The organism is Rhizobium sp. FKY42 (genome assembly GCF_005222835.1).
GTDB lineage: Bacteria > Pseudomonadota > Alphaproteobacteria > Rhizobiales > Rhizobiaceae > Neorhizobium.
The window spans coordinates 37,359-61,147 of the sequence record NZ_STGA01000004.1; the positions used below are offsets into that span (position 1 = coordinate 37,359).

At 58.2% G+C, this 23,789-nt stretch carries 24 protein-coding genes; 13 read left to right on the plus strand and 11 right to left on the minus strand.

Features of this window, described 5'->3' with window-relative positions; all coding sequences use genetic code 11:
* Positions 1 to 48 precede the first annotated feature (48 nt).
* Complete coding sequence (locus E8M78_RS01870; RefSeq protein WP_137133447.1) at positions 49 to 798, plus strand: EAL domain-containing protein; 750 nt, start codon at positions 49 to 51, stop codon at positions 796 to 798.
* 266 nt (positions 799 to 1,064) lie between these two features.
* The gene (locus E8M78_RS01875) at positions 1,065 to 3,203 is read left to right on the plus strand and encodes a bifunctional diguanylate cyclase/phosphodiesterase (RefSeq protein WP_246658193.1); all 2,139 of its coding nucleotides are present in this window, start codon (positions 1,065 to 1,067) and stop codon (positions 3,201 to 3,203) included.
* 17 nt (positions 3,204 to 3,220) lie between these two features.
* Here the strand turns inward: E8M78_RS01875 and E8M78_RS01880 are convergent, their stop codons facing one another.
* The 5 genes from E8M78_RS01880 to E8M78_RS01900 all read right to left on the minus strand — a co-directional run bounded on the left by E8M78_RS01880 (position 3,221) and on the right by E8M78_RS01900 (position 8,498).
* On the minus strand, positions 3,221 to 4,165 hold the full coding sequence (locus E8M78_RS01880; RefSeq protein WP_137133449.1) for a rhodanese-related sulfurtransferase: 945 nt from the start codon (positions 4,163 to 4,165) through the stop codon (positions 3,221 to 3,223).
* 134 nt (positions 4,166 to 4,299) lie between these two features.
* Positions 4,300 to 6,039, minus strand: coding sequence for a methyl-accepting chemotaxis protein (locus E8M78_RS01885; RefSeq protein WP_137133450.1), 1,740 nt, complete (start codon positions 6,037 to 6,039; stop codon positions 4,300 to 4,302).
* Positions 6,040 to 6,090: 51 nt separating this feature from the next.
* The gene (locus E8M78_RS01890) at positions 6,091 to 7,005 is read right to left on the minus strand and encodes a hypothetical protein (RefSeq protein WP_137133451.1); all 915 of its coding nucleotides are present in this window, start codon (positions 7,003 to 7,005) and stop codon (positions 6,091 to 6,093) included.
* 109 nt (positions 7,006 to 7,114) lie between these two features.
* A complete protein-coding gene (locus tag E8M78_RS01895) occupies positions 7,115 to 8,026 on the minus strand; it encodes a CHAD domain-containing protein (protein ID WP_137133452.1) in 912 nt (303 codons plus the stop codon).
* Entirely contained in the window at positions 8,001 to 8,498 is a 498-nt protein-coding gene (locus tag E8M78_RS01900; RefSeq protein WP_137133453.1) for a CYTH domain-containing protein, read from the minus strand. The genes E8M78_RS01895 and E8M78_RS01900 overlap by 26 nt, the downstream gene beginning before the upstream one ends.
* Positions 8,499 to 8,655: 157 nt before the next feature.
* Between E8M78_RS01900 and E8M78_RS01905 the strand changes: the two genes are divergently transcribed.
* The 4 genes from E8M78_RS01905 (at position 8,656) to E8M78_RS01920 (ending at position 11,134) form a co-directional block, all read left to right on the plus strand.
* The gene (locus E8M78_RS01905) at positions 8,656 to 9,294 is read left to right on the plus strand and encodes a 2-dehydro-3-deoxy-phosphogluconate aldolase (protein ID WP_137133454.1); all 639 of its coding nucleotides are present in this window, start codon (positions 8,656 to 8,658) and stop codon (positions 9,292 to 9,294) included.
* A 63-nt stretch (positions 9,295 to 9,357) separates the two neighbouring features.
* Positions 9,358 to 10,056, plus strand: a complete 699-nt coding sequence (locus E8M78_RS01910) for a tellurite resistance TerB family protein (RefSeq protein ID WP_137133455.1) — start codon at positions 9,358 to 9,360, stop codon at positions 10,054 to 10,056.
* 179 nt (positions 10,057 to 10,235) lie between these two features.
* The gene (locus E8M78_RS01915) at positions 10,236 to 10,931 is read left to right on the plus strand and encodes a GNAT family protein (protein WP_137133456.1); all 696 of its coding nucleotides are present in this window, start codon (positions 10,236 to 10,238) and stop codon (positions 10,929 to 10,931) included.
* Positions 10,928 to 11,134, plus strand: coding sequence for a hypothetical protein (locus tag E8M78_RS01920; protein ID WP_137133457.1), 207 nt, complete (start codon positions 10,928 to 10,930; stop codon positions 11,132 to 11,134). Before E8M78_RS01915 ends, E8M78_RS01920 begins: the two co-directional genes overlap by 4 nt.
* Positions 11,135 to 11,149: 15 nt before the next feature.
* Here the strand turns inward: E8M78_RS01920 and E8M78_RS01925 are convergent, their stop codons facing one another.
* The 3 genes from E8M78_RS01925 to E8M78_RS01935 all read right to left on the minus strand — a co-directional run bounded on the left by E8M78_RS01925 (position 11,150) and on the right by E8M78_RS01935 (position 13,819).
* Positions 11,150 to 12,196: a nickel/cobalt transporter gene (locus E8M78_RS01925; protein ID WP_137133458.1), complete on the minus strand. Its 1,047-nt coding sequence runs from the start codon at positions 12,194 to 12,196 to the stop codon at positions 11,150 to 11,152.
* Entirely contained in the window at positions 12,190 to 12,831 is a 642-nt protein-coding gene (locus tag E8M78_RS01930; protein WP_137133459.1) for a DUF1007 family protein, read from the minus strand. Before E8M78_RS01930 ends, E8M78_RS01925 begins: the two co-directional genes overlap by 7 nt.
* A 94-nt stretch (positions 12,832 to 12,925) precedes the next feature.
* Positions 12,926 to 13,819 (minus strand): LysR family transcriptional regulator, encoded by an 894-nt coding sequence (locus E8M78_RS01935; RefSeq protein ID WP_137133585.1) that lies wholly within the window; start codon positions 13,817 to 13,819, stop codon positions 12,926 to 12,928.
* Positions 13,820 to 14,346: 527 nt separating this feature from the next.
* Here E8M78_RS01935 and odc2 point away from each other — a divergent pair.
* The 5 genes from odc2 to E8M78_RS01960 all read left to right on the plus strand — a co-directional run bounded on the left by odc2 (position 14,347) and on the right by E8M78_RS01960 (position 19,024).
* The gene (gene odc2, locus E8M78_RS01940; RefSeq protein ID WP_137133460.1) at positions 14,347 to 15,480 is read left to right on the plus strand and encodes an ornithine/lysine decarboxylase; all 1,134 of its coding nucleotides are present in this window, start codon (positions 14,347 to 14,349) and stop codon (positions 15,478 to 15,480) included.
* Between the two features lie 85 nt (positions 15,481 to 15,565).
* Positions 15,566 to 16,159 carry an N-acetyltransferase gene (locus tag E8M78_RS01945; protein ID WP_137133461.1) on the plus strand — a complete coding sequence of 198 codons (594 nt, stop codon included), beginning with the start codon at positions 15,566 to 15,568 and terminating at the stop codon, positions 16,157 to 16,159.
* Positions 16,160 to 16,423: 264 nt separating this feature from the next.
* On the plus strand, positions 16,424 to 17,083 hold the full coding sequence (locus E8M78_RS01950) for an OmpW family protein (RefSeq protein ID WP_170973298.1): 660 nt from the start codon (positions 16,424 to 16,426) through the stop codon (positions 17,081 to 17,083).
* Positions 17,084 to 17,253: 170 nt separating this feature from the next.
* Positions 17,254 to 18,300, plus strand: coding sequence for a serine hydrolase (locus E8M78_RS01955; RefSeq protein WP_246658194.1), 1,047 nt, complete (start codon positions 17,254 to 17,256; stop codon positions 18,298 to 18,300).
* 31 nt (positions 18,301 to 18,331) lie between these two features.
* Entirely contained in the window at positions 18,332 to 19,024 is a 693-nt protein-coding gene (locus E8M78_RS01960) for an SDR family oxidoreductase (RefSeq protein WP_137133463.1), read from the plus strand.
* A 15-nt stretch (positions 19,025 to 19,039) separates the two neighbouring features.
* On the opposite strand, the gene E8M78_RS01965 is transcribed toward E8M78_RS01960, so the two are convergent.
* The 3 genes from E8M78_RS01965 to E8M78_RS01975 all read right to left on the minus strand — a co-directional run bounded on the left by E8M78_RS01965 (position 19,040) and on the right by E8M78_RS01975 (position 22,103).
* Positions 19,040 to 20,026, minus strand: coding sequence for a WD40 repeat domain-containing protein (locus E8M78_RS01965; protein WP_137133464.1), 987 nt, complete (start codon positions 20,024 to 20,026; stop codon positions 19,040 to 19,042).
* Between the two features lie 49 nt (positions 20,027 to 20,075).
* Positions 20,076 to 21,191: a GTP-binding protein gene (locus E8M78_RS01970; protein WP_137133465.1), complete on the minus strand. Its 1,116-nt coding sequence runs from the start codon at positions 21,189 to 21,191 to the stop codon at positions 20,076 to 20,078.
* Positions 21,192 to 21,305: 114 nt separating this feature from the next.
* On the minus strand, positions 21,306 to 22,103 hold the full coding sequence (locus tag E8M78_RS01975) for a creatininase family protein (RefSeq protein WP_137133466.1): 798 nt from the start codon (positions 22,101 to 22,103) through the stop codon (positions 21,306 to 21,308).
* 70 nt (positions 22,104 to 22,173) lie between these two features.
* Between E8M78_RS01975 and E8M78_RS01980 the strand changes: the two genes are divergently transcribed.
* Positions 22,174 to 22,686: a MarR family winged helix-turn-helix transcriptional regulator gene (locus E8M78_RS01980; RefSeq protein WP_137133467.1), complete on the plus strand. Its 513-nt coding sequence runs from the start codon at positions 22,174 to 22,176 to the stop codon at positions 22,684 to 22,686.
* 80 nt (positions 22,687 to 22,766) lie between these two features.
* Positions 22,767 to 23,789, plus strand: coding sequence for a LacI family DNA-binding transcriptional regulator (locus E8M78_RS01985; RefSeq protein WP_137133468.1), 1,023 nt, complete (start codon positions 22,767 to 22,769; stop codon positions 23,787 to 23,789).

Here is a 23,789-nt window from a genome sequence, read left to right on the forward strand (position 1 = left end):
TTACTTAATCAAGTTATGAAATGATCCTGACAAACAGGAGGTTTCTTCATGTCGGCTCAATGCGCAGGCTGCCGCGACGGCCAGGGACTGGACTTCGATATTTCCATGGCTTTTCAGCCGATCGTCAACACGCGCACCGGGCAACCCTTCGCTTACGAGGCGCTTGTGCGCGGTGTGGATGGCGCGGGGGCAGGAAGCGTGCTTTCGCGCGTGGACGACAAGACGCGTTATGCCTTCGATCAGAAATGCCGGGTCACCGCCATTCGGCTGGCTGCCAAGCTTTATGACCCGCGGTCTTCGGAAATGCTGTCGATCAACTTCATGCCGAATGCCGTCTATGAGCCGCGTGCATGCATACGCATGACGCTTGAGACGGCAGAACAGTGCCAATTCCCACGAGAGCGGATCATTTTCGAATTCTGTGAGAACGAGCGTGTTGACCCGGATCATCTTCTCAAGATCCTGAAGGCCTATCGCAGCATGGGTTTCAAGACGGCGATCGACGATTTTGGTGCCGGCTATTCCGGGCTCAATCTTCTGGCGCAGTTCCAGCCCGATCTCGTCAAGCTTGATATGGAACTGATCCGCAATATCGATAATGATCAAGCCAAGCGGAAGGTTGTTCGTCATACCTTGGCCATGCTCGCCGATCTGGGCATCGAACCGATCTGCGAGGGCGTGGAGACTGCAGGAGAGTTGCAGGTTCTGCAGGATTTCGGGGTATCCTTGATACAGGGTTATGTGCTGGCCAAGCCGGCATTCGAGCGGTTCGAGCGCAACTTCAATCTGGCAGCGTGATACCGACTGTCATCGCGAGGTGTGGCTGGCACCATTTGGCGCTTTAAGGGCTCCCACGGAATGGATGATCGTGACCCGATTGACGTCATACCATTCAGACGCTCGGTTCAGTTCAATTTTCACCAAAGTCCGCGATCAACTTTAACCAAAATAGAACGCTTAACGTTCACAGTCTCGGGGTGTATCAGGGCGTATAAATGCGGTTTGTCTCATCCCAGTTCAAGCATTCCGCAGCGAAGGTCGATCGACGATCGGCGGTTCGCTCGATGTTGCTTATTTTTGGCGCTGTGATGATCTGCGTTTCTTCTATGGTCTTTACAGCCCTGGATCGCGTGGCCCACTATGCCAACCAGCTTGATGAGGATCGTTCGCGCGAGGCGGTGACCGGCGCTGTTCGCACCTTCCGGGATCAGCTCGCCGCGACCTTGCACGATTATGCTGCCTGGGATGATGCCGTGCAGTTCGCTTATATCCAGCCGGATCTGGATTGGCTCAAGCGCAACTTCGGTGACATGAGCTTCAACAGCGAGCTCTTCGATGCAGCAATCATTCTTGATCATCAGGGTAATGCGCTGACGGCCCATGCCAATGGCGAGGACATCAAGCCCGAACTTGACGCGTACATGACTGTAGACGTGCGCACACTGTTCGACAGGGTAAGGTCAACGCGTCAGGCCGACTATCCGGAAGCAACTGGCTTTGCCCGGACAAAGACCGGTATTGCGGCGATGGCTGTCGGCCTGATTCGCAAGAAATCCGGTGAGCGTGTCGGTCTGCTGGAAGAGAGCCGCTATGTCGTCTTCCTGCGCCACCTGACAGATACGACGGTCACGCGCCTTTCGCAGGCCTATGTGCTTCCTGGTCTTGCGCTGGAACGTGGAAGCGACCAGAGTTCCCATCGCGTCGAACTTTTCAATCCTCAAGGCGAGCATCTGGCAGCATTATCCTGGGTTCCGCGCTATCCCGGAGATGCCAGTCTTGCGCAGGTCCGGCCGCTCGTGTGGTGCGCCGTCCTGATGATCGCCATCTACATGGCGCTTCTTTTTGTCAGCGGAAGTCAAGCGCTGAAACGGCTGAGTGAGGACGAGGCCGCCGCCGTGCGTCTTTCACTGACCGATCGCCTCAGCGGCCTTGCCAATCGCGCCGGCCTTTTCAGCGATCTGCAGCAGCTTGTGGTCCATGCCCAGCATGAAAACCATGATGTCGCGCTTCTCTATCTCGATCTGGACGGCTTCAAGGAAGTCAACGACGCCTATGGACACGCAACCGGTGATCTTCTGATCAGGTGCGTTTCTGCCGGCCTCAAAGTGCTTTGCCAGGAAAGAACGGTTCTCGCCCGCGTTGGCGGAGATGAGTTTGCCCTAGCATTTTCCGGTTTTGACGTCCACAAGAAGGCTTCTGAGCTTTCAGAGCGTATTCTTGAGTTTCTCAGTGAGCCGTTGGTGATTGGCGAGCGTGTCGCCGTCATCGGGTGCAGCATCGGGCTTTCCGTGTCCCGAAAGGGACTCGTTGCCAGCGAGGAACTTATTCGTCGAGCAGACATGGCCATGTATCGCTCGAAGGAAGACGGCCGCGGTCGCTGGACGCTCTATGATCCGTCGATGGACGATGAGCGGGAAATGCGCAACCAGCTGGAACTGGACCTGCGCGCGGCGATCGAACGGCAGGAGATTGGCGTTGCCTATCAACCCGTCGTGCGGTCCAACAATGGCCGGATCGCCGGTGTGGAGGCGTTGGCCCGCTGGACGCGTGAAGGGCATGGACCTGTTTCGCCGGATGTCTTTATCCCGATTGCCGAAAGCACTGGGCTGATCGATCTCCTGGGAATGTGCGTCTTGAGATCGGCCTGTTTCGAACTGCGCCAATGGCCAGAACTCACGCTTTCGGTCAACGTATCACCCGGCCAGTTCCGTGATCCTGCCTTTGTCGGCCGGGTGGAAGAGATCCTGCAAGAGGCGGATATCGAACCAAGGCGGCTCACTCTGGAACTGACCGAAACCTATTTCATCCAGAACCCGGCCCGTGCCCGCCAGACGCTTGAAATGCTGCGCGGCATGGGGATTCGCGTGGCGCTGGACGATTTCGGGGCGGGCTTTTCGAGCGTGGGTTATCTTCGCCAGTTCGGCTTCGACCGGGTCAAGATCGACAAGACACTCGTTCAGGATATTACCGAAAACCAGCGCTCTGCCGAACTGCTTCATGCAACGGTCGCGCTGGCGCGCGCGCTGGATATGCCAGTGACGGCAGAGGGCGTGGAGACGGGTGCACAAGCGGATGCGCTCAGGCTTGCGGGTTGCGAACTGTTGCAGGGTTATCTGTTTGGAAGACCAAGCCCCGCAGAGGAGATTACGCGCATCGTCCGCCAGACTTATGACACTCCTCCGAGGCTGCGAGCTGCCGAATAGGGTTCGGTTCTACCGGTTCAGCTTCCGAGATGCTTTTCGCCGCGCTTTTTGGCCAGTGCGATCTGCTTCTGCCGTTGACGGTAGCGGTCACGATCGGCTTCCGTGCGCGTATCGTAGCAATTTGGGCAGCAGACGCCCTCCTCGAACAGTGGTGAGGCGCGGTGCTCGGGCGTCAATGGCTCGCGGCAGGCATGGCAGAGCTTGTGATTGCCTTCCTTCAGGCCGTGTGTCACGGAGACACGTTCATCGAAGACGAAGCAGGCGCCCTCCCAGAGGCTTTCTTCTTCCGGCACTTCTTCCAGATATTTCAGGATGCCGCCCTTGAGGTGATAAACCTCATCGAAGCCTTGCTCCTTCATGAAGGCTGTTGCCTTCTCGCAGCGAATGCCACCGGTGCAATACATGGCGATCTTCGGCTTGTTATGCAGGCCGGAATTGTTGCGGACCCAATCGGGAAACTCGCGGAAGGTCTTTGTCTGTGGATCGACCGCACCCTTGAAAATGCCGATTGCCGTTTCGTAATCGTTGCGTGTATCGATCAGGATCGTCTCCGGATCGGAGATGAGCGCATTCCAGTCCTTCGGATCGACATAGGTTCCAACGATCCGGTTGGGGTCGATATCCTCGACGCCCATCGTCACGATTTCCTTCTTCAACCGCACCTTCATGCGCAGGAACGGCATCTTGGATGCACGGCTTTCCTTGTGCTCGAGATTCGCAAATTCAGGCCGGGCGCGGATGAACGAGAGTACGCTTGCAATGGCCGCATCAGTTCCGGCAATGGTGCCGTTGATGCCTTCGCGCGCCAGCAACAGGGTGCCTTTCACGCCGGTTTCATCACACAGGTTCTGCAGCGGCTCGCGGAAATCCGCGAAGCCTTCGAAGCGGGCGAAATGATAGAGCGCTGCAACGAGGAACAAGCCCGGTTCCGCGCCTGCGGAGGTGTTTGTGATGTCGGTCATGACTGGCGAAATAATCCCTTGGAGCCCGCAAATCAACGGAATTCCGAGGTTCAACCTCACTTTGACTTTCATCAAGCCCTGAAGCGTCAACGAAAATGGCCCTCGCAGGAAGGACCATCGTTCTGTTTGTTTCGCTACGCGGCGTAACGGTTTCTGATGCCTGTACCGGGGTTTTCCAGGCTGAACTGCACGACGAGGTCTCTGAGACGTGCCGCTTCATGGGCAAGGGCGGTGGATGCGGCGCTCGTTTCCTCCACCATGGCCGCATTTTGCTGCGTGCTCTGGTCCATGTGATTGACGGCTGTATTGATCTCCGCCAGTCCGGTGGACTGCTCGCGCGCTGATGTGGCGATTGCGCCGACATGCTCGTTGATGGAGACGATCAACTGCCCAATGCTTGAGAGAGCAGCGCCCGTATCAGAAACGAGGCGCACGCCAGCCTCTACCTCGTTTGTCGAGTTTTGGATGAGAACCTTGATTTCGCGAGCGGCATTGGCCGAACGCTGGGCAAGTTCGCGCACTTCCTGTGCCACGACTGCAAAGCCCTTTCCGGCTTCGCCAGCGCGGGCCGCTTCAACACCGGCGTTCAGCGCCAGCAGGTTGGTCTGGAAGGCGATGTCGTCAATCACGCCAATGATGTTCGAGATCTGCGTTGCGGATGCTTCGATCCTGCTCATGGCTTCAACGGCCTGTGCGACGACTGCGCCAGAGCGCATGGCGTTCTGGTTCGCCTCGGTTGCGACGCGACGGGCATCTTCCGTGCGATGCAGGGAAGAAGACAGGTTTGCGGTGATTTCATCCAGCGCCGCCGCGGTTTGTTCAAGCGATGCCGCCTGCTGTTCGGTGCGGCGCGACAGATCATTGGTGTTGGATGCGATGTTCTGCGTGCCGGCATCAATGTTCATGGCAGATGACACCACGACAGAGAGTGTTTGTCTCAGCTGTGCCACGGCCTGATTGAAGTTTGTGCGAAGTTCTTCGTATTCCTGCGTCAAGCGTTCTTCGATCTGGACGGTGAGATCGCCGCGGGAAAGAGCGCTCAGGCCGAGCGCGAGAGCCTGATTGGCCTGTGCCATGGACTGCATGCGCTGCCTTTCCGCCTCGATCTTCAGGCGACGATCCTCTTCGGCCTGCGAGCGGTTCTGTTCGGCATCTTCCTGCAACTGTTTCGCCTGTTGGACGCTTTGCTTGAAATACTGAACCGCGCGGGACATTTCGCCGATCTCGTCGGCGCGGTGCTGATTGGGAACCTCCGTCTGGAGCGCGCCGGAGGACAGCTTTTTCATGACTGTCGAAAGCGCCAGCAGCGGATCGGTGATGCCCCGAAGCAGGAAGAAAAGTGCAATGGCAGAGCCGAGCAGGGTCAGGCCCGCAATGGCAGCCTGCCCGAGCAGCGAGGCCCAGATGCCCTGCATCACGGCGGTGGAATCGAAGGCCAGAACCATCTTGCCGATGGTCATTTCCTTTCCTTCTTCGGTGTGCTTCAACGGAACGACGGAGAAGTTCAGAGGGGAGTTCTCTGTAATGGCGCCCGGCGTGGCCGCATGGCTCGCTGCTGCTGCCACGGCTGCATTTTCTCCCGACGAGAAGAAGGTTTTGCCGGTCTCGTCCATCACCACGGCGGCGCGGAAATCAGCATCCGTCGTGGCCGGGTCAAAGGTTTCCTTCGCAAGGCCCTTGTCGAACTGCCACAGGGCGGTGGATGCGCCGGCTGTCGTCATCGAGGCTGTGAGGTTGACCTTGCGATCGAACATTTCTCGCTGTGCCTCGGCCTGCGACCAGACCGAATAACCGCTGAGCGCGATGGAGCCGATGGCGATCATAGCCAGAGAGGGCAGCATGACCTGCATGCGAACGGACTTGCTTTTGAACATGAGTCTAATTCCTGAACTGTATGAAAGACGAAAGATGCCCGCGGCACGGGATCAGGGCTTGAACCAGTAGCGCTCGTCCATGGCGAGGATGTCTTCCGGCAGGTTCGGATTCGGGATCTTGATGATGGTGCGGCTCTTCAGGTTTCCCTTGTCCAGCGCCAGCTTTATGTCCGGGTTCGACAGGAAGGTTTTCTGAAACGAACCGTCTTTCCAGGCGGCTTCGAGGCCGCGCATCAGATCGTCGCGCAGTTCCGGTCGGGCTTTCGAGACGTAAAAGATGGAGGCTGAGGGATATTGCAGGACGAGCGAGGTTTCGACTGAAAGATCGGGCAATTCTGCAACCTGCTTGGCCTGTTCGTTCAGGGCTTCGTTGACGCCTCTGGCGAAGTAATCGCCGCGCTTGCCGATTGTCATCCGGTAGAGGTTTTTCTGCGGTCCGGTGCGCACGGTCAGATCAGATTTCCGCAAAACGTCCACATCGGCCCAACCGGTGCCTTGCAGCGCTATGAAATTTTTCAGACCCTGCAGGTTGCGGACTGTACTGAACTCTGCCTGTCGCCTGGAATCAATCAGAAAGAGACGATAGCCGCCCAGACCCATGTCGACAGGGAAGGGTACCGAAAGAAGCTTTGACGATACGGCTTTCGATGCGTTGACCCAGGCGATGTCGATCTGGGCGCCGTTGGCAATGGCATCCACCATGCCGGCATTCGAACTATATCCCGCCGGCGACGGTTTCAATGCGTAGGATTTTCCAGATTTTTCAAGAGCTAGCTTCAAGACTTCGAAACCCAGCGTCTTTTCCTTGTTGCCGCTGGAATTGTAATAGATTGTGTCCGTTCCCGCAGCCTTTACAGGCTGTGCCACGGGCCCAAAAGCCGCAATCGTCAGGGTGGTAGCGCAGAATAGGCGGCGCGAAAGCAATGTCGAAATCCCCGTTGTTCCCCAGGGGGAGAGTGCGTCCACTCAATTAAAAAATCCTAAATCAGTAGGCGAAAAAGCACACCATAGCGCTACGAAATTGACTCTATGTCATCAATATCATGACCCTAGAATTGGGATAAGATGCGCTTCTTCAGTCGGATGCGTCGCTCCAGAGCGTTGCGATAATGCTGGCTTCGCGGGCAGGATCCTCGGCAAAGACATCGCTTGCACTGTCCAGCGCTTGTTCCCGCAGGGACTGCTGGCTGCGGATAATGGCGGCATAGAGATGTGCGAGGCTATCACTATCCGGCACGAGCGCCGGGTCTTCGTTGATCACCTGCAACAACACGCTGAGATCATGCTCGTGGCCAAGCAACGCGACGAGCGCTCGGGCTTCGCTTTCCTTTGCTTTCATGGCGGTTGGCCAAAGATCTCTCAGGATTGCCAGATGCATCCAGTAGATCTGGCCGGATTTGCGCAGTTCGTGGAAAGTGTCTTCGGCGCGCGTTTCGTGGCAGGCGGCAATTGAACGCTGCGCCTTGCGCAGTTGCTTTGCCCAAACTCGCTCCAGCCGACGGGCGGTTCTTGCCCTGCTCGCAGAGATATCAAGCTCGTCAAGCGCTGATATTGCATCGTTACAGGTTGCAACAGCATCTTCCAGCTTTCGCTCCAGGTCGTGCTCTTCCTCGCTTGCGATCCGGTCGCGGCGATCGCGCAAGCATGATTGAACCTCTGCCAGCGATCGAAGTTCGTCCGGTTGATCCGTCATCGACTGGAGATAATCGAGTGTCTCGACCAGCGCGGTCGCATCCCGCACCGCAGACAAGCCCTTCGCCATATCCCGGATACGCGCATTCTCCTGATTACGAAACTCTTTTGCGTCGGGTTCGATCAGCCAGTAGAGCGCGCGCACCCGTTTGAAGCGCTTGCGTGCGGCGTGAATAGCCTCATGAACGCCATGCTCGCGCTGTTGCAGCGTCTCGATTGCCGCGTTCAACTGAGAGCGCGTGACGCGGCGGAACTCTTGTGGAAAGGATCTAGAGGGCCTGATGCGAAACGCCATGGATCAACTCCGATGCCAGATCATTCGTAGCCAACATCATGTTCGAATAGCGCCGGTCTCCGGTTACTTCGTCACCAAGCCAGGAGGGACGCTCGAAATGGTCCTCTTCGCTTTCCAGTTCAACCTCCGCAACGACAAGACCGGAATAGAACCCCCCATAGACATCGATTTCGAAGGTCCTGCCTGCGACGGGGACGCGGTAACGAACCTTCTCGATCACGATTCCAATGGCTGACGAGGTCAGGTCTTCCGCATCCCGAACAGGGATTTCATACTCAAATTCATCGCGCACCATCGCGCTTTTCCCGACCTTGATGGTCAGTCGGGCTGACGTCCCGTCGATCAACCGGACACGGACATTGCGGTCCTCGTTCACGGTAATGTAGGCCTGCATCAGTTTGGCGCTCGATACCGCTCTGGTGCGCCATTCATCGGACCGAACCAGAAACTTTCGCTCGATTTCCTTGGCCATCGGCTTCCCTATTGCGTCTGTTGCGACAACCTATTGTAAACTCGGCGCGCAAACCAGAGAGAGAACGGAAAGCAGGCGGTTTTTCCGCTCGACACCTTGCCGCAGGGGCACTAAGGGTTTTTCAATCGTTTCAAAATCATCCTCCGGGAGGTCCATGATGAGCAGCAAAACCGAAAGCCTTCTGTCCATTCTCAAGCTACAGCCGGTCGTACCGGTTCTGATCGTGGACGATGTCGCATCGGCTGTTCCTCTTGCGCGGGCGCTCGTTGCAGGCGGTCTGCGCGCAATCGAGATCACGATGCGCACGCCCGCTGCTCTCGATGCTGTCAAGGCGGTCGCGGCGGAAGTCGAGGGCGCAAATGTCGGTGCCGGCACCATTCTGAATGGTCGGGATTTCGACGCCGCTGTGAAGGCGGGTTCGACCTTTATCGTCAGTCCGGGCGTGGCGCCGGGCGTCTTGTCTGCGGCAAAGGATAGTTCCGTGCCGCTCTTGCCGGGTGCTGCGACGGCCAGTGAAGTGATGACGCTTCGCGAGGCCGGTTATGATGTGCTGAAATTCTTCCCGGCGGAGCAGGCTGGTGGTTCCGCTTACCTCAAGGCTTTGTCCTCACCCTTGGCCGGAACGCTCTTCTGCCCGACGGGTGGCATCTCGCTGAAGAATGCTCGCGACTATCTCGGCCTTCCGAATGTGGTCTGCGTGGGTGGATCCTGGGTTGCTCCGAAGGAACTCGTATCGGCTGGCGATTGGGCCGGGATCACGAAACTGGCATCAGAGGCGGCCGCATTGAAGGGCTAAGCGCCTTTGTATTTCGCGTCGGGCTTCCTATCTCCTGCCTGAAGACCAATAGGGAGAAGATCAATGTTCGACGCGAAGAAGCTTCTGGATCAGTTCCTTGGCTCGCAAATTCCAGGCCTTTCCGGTTCGGTCAAGGGGCGTGCCGATCAAGTGGGCGGCTTTGCTCGCAACAATCCGTTGAAGGCAGGCGCTCTGGCTGCTGCCATATTGGGCACGAAGACGGGCCGAAAACTCGCCGGAAATGTCGCAACGCTTGGCGGCATCGCCGCAGTTGCTGGCCTCGGTTATCTTGCCTATCGCAATTACCAGTCAGGCAAGGCGCCGCAGTCCGGCCCGGTGGATCCGTCCGCGCTTCAGCCTCCAGCCGGTTCTCCCTTCAATTTCGAATCGCCTTCGCTGAGCAATGATTTTGCGCTGACGCTTCTGCGCGCAATGATTGCTGCCGCTAAGGCGGATGGCCATATCGATGCCTTCGAACGGCAGAAGATCATGGAGAAGGTCCATGAGGTCGATCTTGGCGCGGAAGCCGAAGCATTTCTCTCCAAGGAGCTTGCTGACCCGATCGATCTCGATGCGCTGGTGGCCGCTGGTCGAACCGAGGAGCAACGCGTCGAGATCTACACCGCCTCCCGTCTGGCAATCGATCCGGATACAAGGGCTGAGCGCGGCTATCTGGACCTTCTGGCTGGTCGGCTGAAACTGCCGGATCCGCTGATCGACCACATCGAGGCAACGGTGTCTTCGGCCAAGGTCAGCCTGTAATCGACGTCTCTCGCTCGGGATAAACTAGTGGTTCGATTCCGGCATTTGTATCCGTTCGCGGCACCCTCAAGAGCGAATGCCGGAATTTCGATAGCCACTAGCGGTGCGGCATGCAGCGCAGTTGTTTTTGCCGCCTGTCTCGCTTAAGCCTTGAGCCCGAGAGTGAGGGGAATAACACAATGCGCGATCTTGCGAATTTCAAGGGCTGCCCGGCGCCGGCACCTGTGCGCCTGGAAGGGCGCTATGTCATCGCCGAGCCGTACGAGCGGGCAGTTCACCGTATCACCCTATGGGATGCGCTTGGTGGCGAGGAGGGGATCAACGATCTCATTCGCTATTTCCCCAACAAGACATATCGGACGCCGGACGAGTTCGCAGACTGGATCGACGATATCAACAAGCGTCTCGGTTACGTGACCCTCGTCTTCCGCGACAAGGAAGATGGCGAAGTGGTTGGAATGGGAACGTTGATGCGTCCTGATCCCGCAAACGGTGTCATCGAGGTCGGTTCCATCGCGCATGGTGCGGGCATGACGCGCTCGCCGCTGTCGACGGAAGCGCATTATCTGCTGGCGCGGCATGTGTTCGAAGATCTCGGCTATCGGCGCTACGAATGGAAATGCCATAACGAGAACGAGCCGAGCAAGCGTACGGCTGTGCGCTACGGCTTCACCTTCGAAGGCGTTTTCCGTCAGCACATGATTTCGCGCGGGGCCAACCGCGATACGGCCTGGTTCTCGATGATCGATTCCGAGTGGCCGGTTTTGGCCAAAGCCTTCGAGGCATGGCTCGATCCATCCAATTTTGATGACCATGGTCACCAGAAGCGGCGGCTTGAAGAAATCCGGGCCGAACTTCAGGAAAAAGCAGCATGAGCGGGCAGGGCCAGAAATCGCCCGCTATTGCGGCAGCTGTCATCTTCTTCGGCTTTCTGCTGCTGTTCTTCGCGATGCCTGCCATCATGCTGTGGCTGGCGGACTTCTCACCGTGGCTTGCAGCTGCCTTCGGCACCGTGGCGGTCCTCTCGTTTTTCGCCATCTTCTGGCTGAGAGCACGGCATCAGCGCAAGCAGGACTGATCAAGCTTCGGTGGTTCAGCCACCCTGCACCATGCTGCCCTGAAGCGAAGCTGCAAGAAGGGTAGCGCCCACCAGAACGATGAACAGTGCGCCAAAAACTTCAATTCCATTGGAAACGAGGCGCGCGCCGCGCGACCTTGGTCCTGCAAGACGAACGGCAAGATCCTTCGCGCCAACGGCGATAATGGCCAGGATCGAGACGGTGATGGCGGTGCCGAGCGACATGGCAAGCACGGATAGCGCGCCCCCGAGATAAAGCCCGTTCAAAAGTGAAAAGCTCATGACGAGGATGGCGCCGGAGCAGGGACGAAGTCCGACTGCAATCATGGCCGACCATGCTTCATGCAGGCTGAAATCCTTGGATTTCAGCGCCGCCGGATCGGGAATGTGCAGCTCTCCGCAATCAGCACAGTATGTGCCGGGTGCCAGATCTGCGTGATCATGGCCCACTTCGATTGCCTGAAAATTCAGTCCGGTTGCGCCAGTGCCGGGAGTGGCATTGGCAAAAATTGGCAGCGAGGAATAGCGCGGGCGCAGTTCATACAGTTTTCGGCCAAGCAACCAGAGACCGAACAGCGTCACCATGCCGAAGCTTGCCAGCTCCATCGCCCAGGTAGCCTTGGTCATGGTAATGCCGGAGCCGCGCAGCAGCACATAAGCGACGACCACGAGACCGATCGCCGCCACGCCCTGGAGCAGGGCCGAGATCAGCGAGATCATGATGCCGCGCTTCAGCGCCGTCTCGTTCGCAATCATGTAGGAGGAGATCACAGCCTTGCCGTGGCCGGGGCCAGCGGCATGAAAAACACCATAGGCGAAAGAGAGACCGACCAGCGTTTTCAGCGCCCATGGGTCTTCCCGCATGGCCCTCAGCGAGCCGGTCAGCGCTCGATAGAAGCTCTGTTGCCAGGCATTGATCCAGCCGAGGAATGGACCGAGAAAGCCACCCGTGTTAAAGGACGGCTCTGCCGTTCCAACCCCCAGCGGCGATTGCGCGTGGGCGACCATGGCCGCGCCCAGGATGATGCAGCCCGCGATGACGATGGATCGCTTGCCTAGCATGTCACCTCCAGACGTGTTGCAAACAGTTTGGTCATGTCCGTACCTGATGGATCGTTGAAGAAGGCATCGGTCAGAGAGGCCTGGTTCTGGGAGATCACCTCATCCGGATTGGGGCGCACGACCTGCCGCTTGCAGGCTGCAAAGCGTTTTCCTTCCTGGACAAGATCTGCGTCGTTGGGAAAATCTATCGAGGTATACAGCGACGGATCGTAGATGCCGAAGGCCAGTCGGCCCTTGAGGTGAACCGGCTGCGATGGTTTGACGGCGAAGAAGGCAAGTACCTGCTGGTCCTGCACGCTGACATGGATGACATCCGGCTTCAGGACGGGAATGTTCTTTCCGTCCTGCGTGATTGTCGTGAAATAGTGAAAGTCCGCAAGCGAGGTGCGCATGGTCTCGCCAAGTTCGGCAAGTTCCGAATCATCCAGCTTGCCATTGGTGTTTTTATCGAAATCCAGCAGGACACTGGAGGAGAACAACTCGTCGAAACGCCACACATTGCGAACTTCGGTCAAGTCGCCCTTGTCGTTGGCCAGCACTTCCATGCGTGCTTCCACGAAAATGTGTGGATGCGCGTAGGCAGAGACCGGAGTTAAGCCCAACAGGGCGGCTGCAAGCCACCGTTTCCTGATCATGTCCGAATCCACGTTGCTGATGCCGCAAAGCTCTCTTCTGCAAATGGGACGGAATTTCGACTGTCGTCAATCCACCTTCGGTCTCAGGTCTTTCTCATGATGATTTGCGGAACCAGTTGTGAAGGAAATCGACGAAGCTTCTGACCTTGGCGGGCAGATAGCGGCGATGGGGATAGACGGCATAGATGCCGCGGTCGCGGAAGATGAAATCGTCGAGGACAGCGACGAGCTCGCCTGATTCGATGGCATTCTTGGCAATGAAATCAGGAATGAGCGCAATGCCTATTCCTGCCTTCGCAGCGCGCAATGTCGCTTGGGGACTGTTGACTTCGATTTGGCCGGAGACAGACACCGAGATCGTGCCCCCCTGCGGATCGCGGAAACGGAGGTGATTGTGCGTGCGGGTATTGGTGTCGATGATCACCGGCTTGCCGGAAAGATCCTGCGGATGATTGATTGGTCCGTGACGGACGAGATACTCGGCCGTTGCACAGGCGTAGATTCGGAAATCAGCCAGCTTGCGGGCAATCATCCCTGAATCTTCCAGGCGGGTTACGCGAATCGCAAGGTCGAACCCTTCCTCAATCAGATCCACGAATCGGTCCTCTGCCACGATCTCGAGAGAAACATCCGGGTGATGCTTGGCAAAATCGATAAGCGACTGGCCCACATCGGCGTCCACGAAGGTGCGGGGCACGGAAATGCGCAAGCGCCCTTTGAGATCGGCGTTCCCCTCCCGAACCAGATCAGATAGATTGTCGATCTCCTTCAGGATGTCGGAGGCACTGCGATAATAGGTATGGCCCGCTTCGGTCAGCGAAAACTGCCGCGTCGTACGGTTCAGAAGCAAAGCTCCCAGATCGTCCTCCAATTCGCGAACATATTTGGAAAGCAAGGCTTTCGAGCGTCCTGTGCGGCGGGCTGCTGCAGAAAAGCCTTCGGCTTCTACAACGTCGATAAATGCGCGCATGCGCGTCAGCGTGTCCACACTCTCGTCCCTTTCGTCATTCATCTTCTTCGTGGAGCGTTAATCGTTGTTGCGCAATGTAAAATCTGCGGCGAGGGTGAAAAAAACTCTTGATTATGACCGGGATTATTCATATCTCCGTGCTGCCCAAAGTCGCACGTGCCTGTGGGTGTCCGCCGACCCTCGAGTGGTGAGGAAAATCGGTAAGGTACCTGGAACTAACCCCTCCAGTCGCTATTCCGGCCAACCGGAAAATGCGAGGACATCTTGAAGCAACGACGGTGCGGGCCTTTCTAGTCTCTGCAGGCTTTCCATCAGCTTGCAATACTGAAGAGGCACACCATCATTGCCGGAAGTGCGGTTGGGATGATCCCCTCCAATCCATGGCAGACAAAGCCGGATCCATGCTCTTGGCAGGGCGTTGATCCAAACCCTGCGCAATAAGGCGCGATCGAAGCACCGGGTTTTTCCACCGGCCGGGCCTCGTTCACCTTATGGCGCGTCTTTGTCCTCCGGTTCGCCGGAGAAGCTCTATAGGGATCTGACCGATGACGACTGCACGTATTCTCGACTTCCTCCGCACCCGACGTCCGGAAGGCCCCTGCCTCGTTGTGGACCTCGATATCGTTCGCGACAACTACAAGGCGTTTCGTCACGCCCTGCCGGATAGCGCGATCTATTATGCAGTGAAGGCCAATCCCGAGCCTGAAATCCTGAAGCTGCTTGCTTCGCTGGGCTCCAACTTCGATTGCGCATCGGTTGCCGAAATCCAGATGGCGCTGGCCGCTGGTGCATCCTCGGAGCGCATTTCTTATGGCAACACCATCAAGAAAGAGCGCGATATCGCGCGCGCTTTCGAGCTGGGCGTTGGCCTTTTTGCTGTCGACAGCCACGAGGAAGTGGAAAAGGTTGCTCGTGCCGCTCCAGGTGCGCGCGTGTTCTGCCGCGTGCTGACGGATGGCGAAGGCGCCGAGTGGCCGCTGTCGCGCAAGTTCGGTTGCGTGCCCCAGATGGCTGTCGATGTTCTGGTCTATGCGCATCAGCTGGGTCTGGAATCCTACGGTGTTTCCTTCCATGTCGGTTCGCAGATGACGAAGGTCGATGCCTGGGATTCGGCTCTGGCCGATGCCAAGCGCGTGTTCGCACAGCTCGCCAAGCAGGGCATTTTCCTGCAGATGGTGAACATGGGCGGCGGCTTCCCGACCAAGTATCTGCGCGACATTCCGTCGGCGGAAGAATATGGTCAGGCAATCTTCGCTTCGCTGCGCAAGCACTTCGGCAATAACCTGCCGAAGACGATCATCGAGCCGGGTCGCGGCATGGTGGGCAATGCAGGCGTCATCAAGGCTGAAGTCGTGCTGGTGTCCAAGAAGTCCGACAATGACGAGCATCGCTGGGTGTTCCTCGACATCGGCAAGTTCGGCGGTCTGGCGGAAACCATGGATGAGGCGATCCGCTACCCGATCCGCACCGATCGCGACGGCGATGCCAAGGAGCCTTGCGTGCTGGCTGGACCGACCTGCGATTCGGCCGATGTGCTGTATGAGAAGAACATGTATCCGCTGCCGATCTCTCTGACGGTGGGCGATGAGGTTCTGATCGAGGGCACTGGCGCCTACACGACGACCTATTCGGCGGTTGCCTTCAATGGCTTCGACCCGTTGAAGGCCTACGTCATCTGATCTGTTGGCTCCGGTATCGAACCGGAGCCGCATCTCACCATTCCCGATTGAGCCGTTTGAACGGTTTTAAGCTTCGGAGGCCAAGATGGCCGCTGTTCTTGACACTGTGCGCGCTTTGCTTGCGCCGAAATCCTATATCATTGCCGATGAGACACCGGCGGACGTTGTTGCCCGCGAGGCTTTGCTGGACCGTGCCATGGGGGCGGGCCGCCGCAAGAAGTCGTCCGAAAAGCTGCGCCGCGGGCGTGTTCCGGCGGAAGGGCTGGCTCTGGTTGCTCGTGACGGTCAAGGCCATGTAATTGGCACCGTTCGGCTGTGGAACGTGGAAGCCGGCGTCGGGCGAGATGGCGTGGCCGTCGATGCACTTCTGCTTGGTCCGCTGGCGGTCGATCCAGCCCATGAGGGCAAGGGAATCGGCGCAGCCCTGATGCGGGCGGCAATCGCCGAGGCCACAGGCCGCGGTCACGGTGCGATATTGCTGGTTGGCGATGCACCCTATTATGAGCGTTTCGGCTTCTTTGCGGATAAAGCCCAGCACCTCGTCATGCCCGGCCCCTTTGCTCGCGAACGGTTCCTCGCGCTCGAGCTGAAGCACGGATGGCTCGAGGGTGCTGCAGGAATGCTGACGGCGTCCGGACGCAAGCTTTCCCGTTCGTCGGTCCTGCGCCGCGCCGCCTGATTCAGCCTCAATCTACCTCCAGCGAAGCTCTCTCCTGTCCCTGCAGGAGGGAGTTTTCTTTTTTCTCCCGTTGGTACTGTTGCATTTTTGCAAAGCTCTCACAGGAGATGTGGCCAAATGATGTTCGATTTGACCATCGTCAATCGGTGTTGATACGGATCAACCACAGCAACGGCTGTCGGCTTTAGAAACTCTCCTCGACAGACAGGAAGACGTACCAAGGAGAGTATCATGATCAAGAACGGGCCAGCCATCGCCGCCATCATGGGTGCGGCTACGGTCCTTCTTTCGGACGCTGCCCAAGCGGCGGATTTGCGAGTATCGGATCCCGCACAGGCAGCGCAGGAGGCCGTTGCGGCTGCGCGCAGCCCCTGGCAGGTTCGCGTTCGTGCGCTGGGCGTCATCCCGAATGACAAGGGTTCCGTCAACGGCGTTGCCGGGTCGGATCTCCAGTACTCGAACTCGATCACACCTGAACTCGATATCTCCTATTACTTCACGGACAACCTCGCTGCCGAGCTTATCCTTGGCACGACGAGCTCGAAGATCGGCGGCGCGGGAACGCTCGCCGGTGTGAACGTGGGCAAGACCTGGATTCTGCCGCCAACGCTCACGCTTCAGTATCATTTCACCGAGCTCGGCGCTTTCAAGCCCTATGTGGGTGCAGGTATCAACTACACCTTCTTCTATAATGAATCCGAGAAGGGTGGCTTCAGCAACCTCAAGGTGGATCATCATGTTGGCGCGGCCTTGCAGGTCGGTTTCGACTACATGTTCAACGAACATTGGGGCGTGAACTTCGATGTGAAGAAGATCTTCCTCGAAACCGATTGGAGCGCCAATCATTCCACACTCGGTCGCCTCTCGGGTAAAGCCAAGCTGGATCCGTGGCTGGTGGGCGCCGGTGTGACCTACCGGTTCTGATATTCAAGCTACCTCCATGAAGAATCGTCCGGATGGGGGCATCCGGCACCGTGGCAGGTCTCTTCCGTGGGGGAACGAACGAGGGGCAACGTGAAAGCGTTGTCCCTCGCTTCATTTTTGGGTTCGCGTATCGTCACTCGTCACGATAGCTCACATCCGCTTGAATCCGCATGACGTTGGCGCATGTTCTGCCTTACATCAGAGAGATGTTGAATCGCAGAACCATCCTTGGCGCACCCTTCGTGCTTTATGCGACGCGCCTTCCCGCACAGGAGGCCGGGTCACATGGCAGTCTGGCCGATAGCCTCAATGGGGCGGAGAGGCTGAGGGCCTTGGAGGCCGTAATCGTTTCTCGCGATGGAGAGACGCTGGCAGAGCGCGGTTATCACGGCCATAGCCCTGCCGAATCGACGAACATCAAATCGGCTTCAAAATCCATCGTGTCGGCTCTGGTCGGCATCGCGATTTCCAAAGGCCTGCTTGAGGGCGTCGAACAGCCGATTGCACCGGTCCTCAAAGCGGACCTCCCTGCGAACCCGGATCCGCGTCTGCTGCGGGTCACGATCGGTAATCTTCTTTCCATGCAGACTGGCATGGACCCCTTGTCCGGCCCCAATTACGGACGCTTCGTGGCCAGCCGAAATTGGGTGCGTTTTGCATTGGCGCAGGAGTTTGTCGAAGATCCCGGCGGGTCCATGCTGTATTCGACGGCTTCCACCCATCTGCTGTCGGCCATTCTGACCAAGGTCGGCAAAAAGCCGACGCTTGCACTCGCACAGGAATGGTTTGAACCACTGGATGGGTTTCGGATCGGTTCCTGGGCCAGAGATCGCCAGGGAATCTATCTCGGCGGCAATCAGATGGCCATGACGACACGGTCGCTTCACGCGTTCGGGGAACTGTATCGCCGTGGTGGACGCACCGCTGACGGAGTGCAGCTTGTTCCCGAAGCCTGGGTTCGCACCTCATGGGAGCAGCGGACGAACTCACGTTATTCCGGCGATGGCTACGGTTATGGCTGGTTTCTGAAGCGGATCGGGGAGGCGGATGTTCGCTTCGCCTGGGGCTATGGCGGCCAGATGCTCTACATTATTCCCGAGTTGCAGATGACCGTGACGATGACCTCCGAAGAGGAAGCGCCTTCAGCGGCCAATGGCTACAGGGATCGGCTGCACGATCTGCTGGCCGCAATCATTCAGTCTCAACGGTCTGCTTGACCCTCGACAACAGGCAACTATCTGACGACCTATGAAAAGAGCGATTGTGACAGGCGGTGCCGGCCTTATCGGCACAGGAATCGTGCGGCACCTGCGGGCGCTGGGCTGGGCGGTCGCCTCCTTCGACATGAAGGAACTCGACGCCGAACTTCAAGATGATGGTAGCCGCTCGATCTTTTGCGATGTGGGCGACGAGGCTTCCGTCCACGGCGCCTTTGCCGAACTCGGATGGGACAATCTCGATCTCCTGGTCAACAATGCTGGCATTGCCGGGCCGGTGAACGGTTCGATCGAGACCCTTTCGCTGGATGCCTGGCGCAAGGTCACAGACAGCCATCTGACGGCAGCCTTTCTCATGACCCGCTCTGCAGTGCCGCTGATGCAGGCTGGCGGCAATATCATCAACATGGCCTCGACCCGCGCTTTCATGTCCGAGCCTCATACGGAAGCCTATGCGGCATCGAAGGGCGGCATCGTCGCGCTCACCCATGCGCTTGCGATCAGTCTCGGGCCGAAAATCCGCGTGAATGCCATTGCGCCCGGCTGGATCGGCGGCGATGAAACCTTGCGTTCCGAAGACCACGCGCAGCATCCCGCAGGCAGGGTGGGGCAACCGCAAGACATAGCAGAGGCGGTAATCTACATTGCCTCCGCAGGCTTCATGACCGGACAGGTTCTGACGCTGGATGGCGGAATGACACGGAAGATGATCTACGCAGAATGACAGCGGCGAGAGCGATCAGGCTGCGATATCGATGACGCCGCAGTCCCCAGCTTCCGAACCGAAGGATAGAAGCTTGCCATTGGCACTCCAGCTCATGGCGGTGATGGCCCCATTTCCCGGACGGCGCAAGAGCGCCTCCTTGCCATCGCTCACGCGAACGCCCAGTACCATGCCGTCAATATAGCCGATGGCGAGAACTTCCTCGATCGGGTGGAAAACAACGCAGGTCACCATGAGGGTTGCGCGTGTGCCAAGCTCCAACGGGGCCTTGCCCATCGGACCATCCTTGGCCGAGAAGGGCCAGACGATCGCCGCTGGCGCGCCAGAGGTCGCAAGCCATTTGCCCTTGGGAGACCAGGAATAGGATTTGACCTTGGTCGGATAACCGGTCATCCGCATATGGCGCGGTTCACCCGGCTTGCCGTCCAGCTTCCAGCCATGCAAGGCGTTTTCCTGCATGGTGGTGACGAGAAAGCGACCATCGGGCGAGAAGGTCACGCCCGTGTGTGCGCCCTTCCATTCCAGATCGGTCGGCGGTGTATTGGTGTGGACCCAATGCAGGGAAACGCCGTTGTAGCGTGCGGCTGCGATGCGCAAACCCTTGGACGCAAAGGCCAGCGCCTCGACCGTGCGCTCTTCACTGAATTCCTTGGTGGAACCATCTGGTAGAACAATGATGCTGGCCTTGCCATAGGCGTAACCAACCGCCCCCTGCGGTCCGCCCGCAACAACCGTGATCCACTTTCGAGGCGCCTCGGCAATCAGCTTCGTGGAGCCGTCGGCAGCCACGCGCATCACCTTGCCGTCTTCGCCGCCCGTCAGCAGAGAGGCGCTGAAAGGGTCTTTGATGCAGGTCAACATGCCCGCATGCAGGGGCGTGACCTTTTCGCCTTCATCCAGTCTGCGCAACTCTCCAGCAGCGGTAGCGAAGAAGGGCGTATCGCCCAGGAAATGTGTCGCAATCACGTGTCCTTCGATGTCGAACGGGGCAACTGTCGGCATTTCCTGGGCAATCCTTTTGTATTTTTATCTCTGGTGGCCTGAAGGCCGATCAGCCGTTGGCCTGGCAGGCAAGGAAGCTCTGCTCGATCTTCTCACGGTCCAGGTCGCGGCCGATGAAAACAAGGCGGCTTTCCCGCTTCTCACCGTCTTTCCAGGCGCGCTGATGATCGCCTTCGATGATCATGTGAACACCCTGCACCACATAACGCTCGTCATCGCCCGCAAATGCGATGATGCCCTTCAGACGCAGGATATTGGGGCCTTGGGTCTGCGTGATCTTCTGGATCCACGGGAAAAAGCGGTCCGGGTTCATTTCGCCGCCGCGCAGCGAGATGGACTTTACGGTTACATCATGGATGGCAGACGGTGCCGCATGGTGGTGGTGATCATGCCCGTGGTCATGGTGATGGTCGTGATGATGCTCATGTCCATGATGATCGTGGTGGTGATCATGATCGTGATGATGGTGGTCGCAATCCGGCCCGCAGACATGGTCCTCATGGCCATGCTCGAGGAAATGCGGATCGTTTTCCAGCGCGCGCTCAAGATTGAACGCACCCTGATCCAGCACGCGGGCGAGATCGACGCCCGAACGGGTGGTCTTGTAGATGCGGGCCGTCGGGTTGATGGCGCGTACGATTTCCTCGATCGTCGCCAGTTCTTCCGGCGTCACAAGGTCCGTCTTGTTGACGACCACGACATCGGCAAAGGCGATCTGGTCCTCGGCCTCGCGGCTATCCTTCAGGCGCAGCGGCAGATGCTTGGCATCCACCAGCGCCACGACCGCGTCCAGTTCCGTCTTGGAGCGGACATCGTCGTCCATGAAGAAGGTTTGAGCAACCGGCACCGGATCGGCAAGGCCCGTGGTTTCGACGATGATGCCATCGAAGCGGCCAGGGCGGCGCATGAGGCCTTCGACCACGCGGATGAGGTCGCCGCGGACGGTGCAGCAGACGCATCCATTGTTCATTTCATAGATTTCTTCGTCCGACTCGACGATCAGATCGTTGTCGATGCCGATTTCACCGAACTCGTTGACGATGACGGCGTATTTCTTACCGTGGCTTTCGGACAGGATGCGGTTGAGAAGCGTTGTTTTGCCGGCTCCGAGGTAACCGGTCAAAACGGTCACGGGTACGGGCTTCTGTGTCGCGGTATCGGCCATGGGAACCTCCGGGAAATGAGGGCGCTCGCGGATGGAGCGTCAGCGATTTTCGTCCATATAAGCCCTCGTACCGCCGAGTTCAAAGGCTTTCCTTATGTTATATGTTCACAGGCCTTATGAGAGCGTGGACAAATCGAAGCGGTGTACGTCATCCAGCAGCTCGAGAAGGCCGCTGACGGCATGCGCAAGGAGCTGTTCGCCACGTTGTGCGGTTGCCGCAGCCGCGTTTCCGGCGACACCCTGTTTGTTCAGGTCGGACATCTTCCAGCCGAAGGCGTGGGGCCCATAGGCGCGCAGATGCTTGAAGTCTCTCGTAAAATCGGACTGGTGCGAACCGAAGGAAGCGGCTTTTGCCATATCGACCTTGTCAGGATGAAGAGCCAGCATGACGGATGTTTCGATGTCGCCGCCGTGAATATCGATGGCTTTGTCTTGCGGTGAAATCCAGCCTTCCGGCTGGCCGAAGCGGGTCCAGCTCGTGGCGACGGCCAGCATGTTGAAACGCACGCGTGCTTCCGTCGCGACCACCGTCATCAGTGGAGAGTTGCCACCATGGGCGTTCAACATCACGAATTTGCGGATGCCTTGATCCGCCAGGCTTTCCGCAATCGCCAGCCAGCGGTTGATGGCCTGCGCAAAGGAAAGTGTGAGCGTGCCGGGCACATCCGCATGCTCGATGGAATAGCCAATGCGTTCGACGGGCAGGAAGGAGACGGGAAGATCTTTCGGCAGGGCGTCGATCAGGCGCTCGACAAGGCCCGCAGCAATCAGGCTATCGGTCTCGAAGGGCAGATGGGGCCCATGCTGCTCATGGGCACCCAGCGGCAGAACGACAATCCAGTCCGTTCGTTTTTCGGGAGGCAGCCTCCTGTCATTCTCGTGGAAGCTGGGCCGTGGCAGTTCTGGGGACATCTGGCGATCACGTTCTGCTTTGGCTAAGGATGGGAGATGCACGTGCGTGGTATAGCGGGAAGGGCGGGAGATGAGCAAGAAAAAGGGCGAGAAGAAGGAAAAGGCTGGCCGCAAGAAGGCGCCAGGTGGCGCCCATGATCTGGCGCCCGCGCTTGCAGGGGCTGCTCGTTCCATGCGAACGGTCCATTCTCGCAATCTTTTAGAGGCGGGCCTTTATTCCGGTCAGGACGGGGTTATCCTAGCTCTGGCGGAGGGTGAGGCTTTGACACCCGGTGAGCTGGCGCATCGTCTTGGCGTGAAGGCTCCCACGATGACCCGCACCATCGGTCGTATGGAAGCGCAAGGTTTCGTTCAGCGAAAGCCCGATGGCGGCGATGGCCGACAGGTGAAAGTGCATCTGACGCCTGTCGGTCTGCATAGCCTCGAGAAGATCACCCTTGCCACCGCCGCGACCAACGCCAGGGCGCTGCAGGATTTCTCCGACAAGGAGATCCGAACGCTGCTGAAGCTTCTGAAGGCGCTCAATCGAAACCTGGTGGGAGAAGTTCAATCTGAGGATGAGGAAGAGGTTGTGACAGATTGATTACGGCGGATTGCAATCACGGATTAAATTGTTTAAAGAATTTTTAGATCCGTTAGATCGGGAATCCGCCGGGAGGGGTTGTGGTTCAGAAAATCAAGTTGTCGACCATCGCGGAGAGCCTTGGGCTATCTACCGCGACCATATCGCTTGCGTTGCGTGACAGCCCGCTGGTTGCTTCCGATACGCGGGAGAAGATCAAGGAACAGGCCCGCGCGCTGGGTTACATCTACAACCGCCGCGCTGCCAGCCTGCGAACATCCCGCTCAGGCATTATCGGGGTCGTGGTGCACGACATTATGAATCCGTTCTACGGAGAAATTCTCAAGGCCATCGAAAGCGAGCTGGATCGCCGCCGCCAGACCTTCATTCTCTCCAACCATTATGACTCGGTCGAAAAGCAGCGCACTTTTATCGAAACGCTTCTGCAGCTTGGTGGTGACGGCGTCATCATGTCTCCTGCCATCGGCACGCCGCTTGAGGATGTGAAGCTGGCCGAGGCGAACGGCATGCCCGCTATCCTTGTTGCGCGCTCCATGGAAGGGGTCGATCTGCCTACCTACCGTGGCGATGACAGCTACGGTATTTCGCTTGCCACCAACCATCTGATCGGGCTTGGCCACCGCAGCATCGCGATGATTGGCGGCACGGACCAGACGTCGACAGGGCGTGACCGCTATCAGGGCTATGTGAATGCGCTTCGAAAGGCCGGGATTGAAGTGGATTCCGAACTGCGCATTCCCGGGCCTCGCACAAAGCAGGGCGGGTTCGAGGCGGCGGTGCATTTCCTGTCCCTGCCGCAGAAACCGACGGCTGCCGTGTGCTGGAACGATCTCGTTGCCATTGGCCTGATGAACGGTATTGCCCGAGCGGGACTGACACCCGGCAAGGATATCTCCGTCACCGGCTATGACGATCTGGAAGAGGCATCCATCGCCACGCCCTCTCTTACCACCGTCTGGAACGGCCAGACCGAAGTGGGGCGCCTTGCCGCCCGCGCGCTGCTCGACCGCCTTGCCGGGAGCCACGAACCGGATGGTATTCATCTCATCAAGCCGGAGATGCGGATCCGGCAGTCAACCGGACCATGCCAGCCGCGTAGCTGA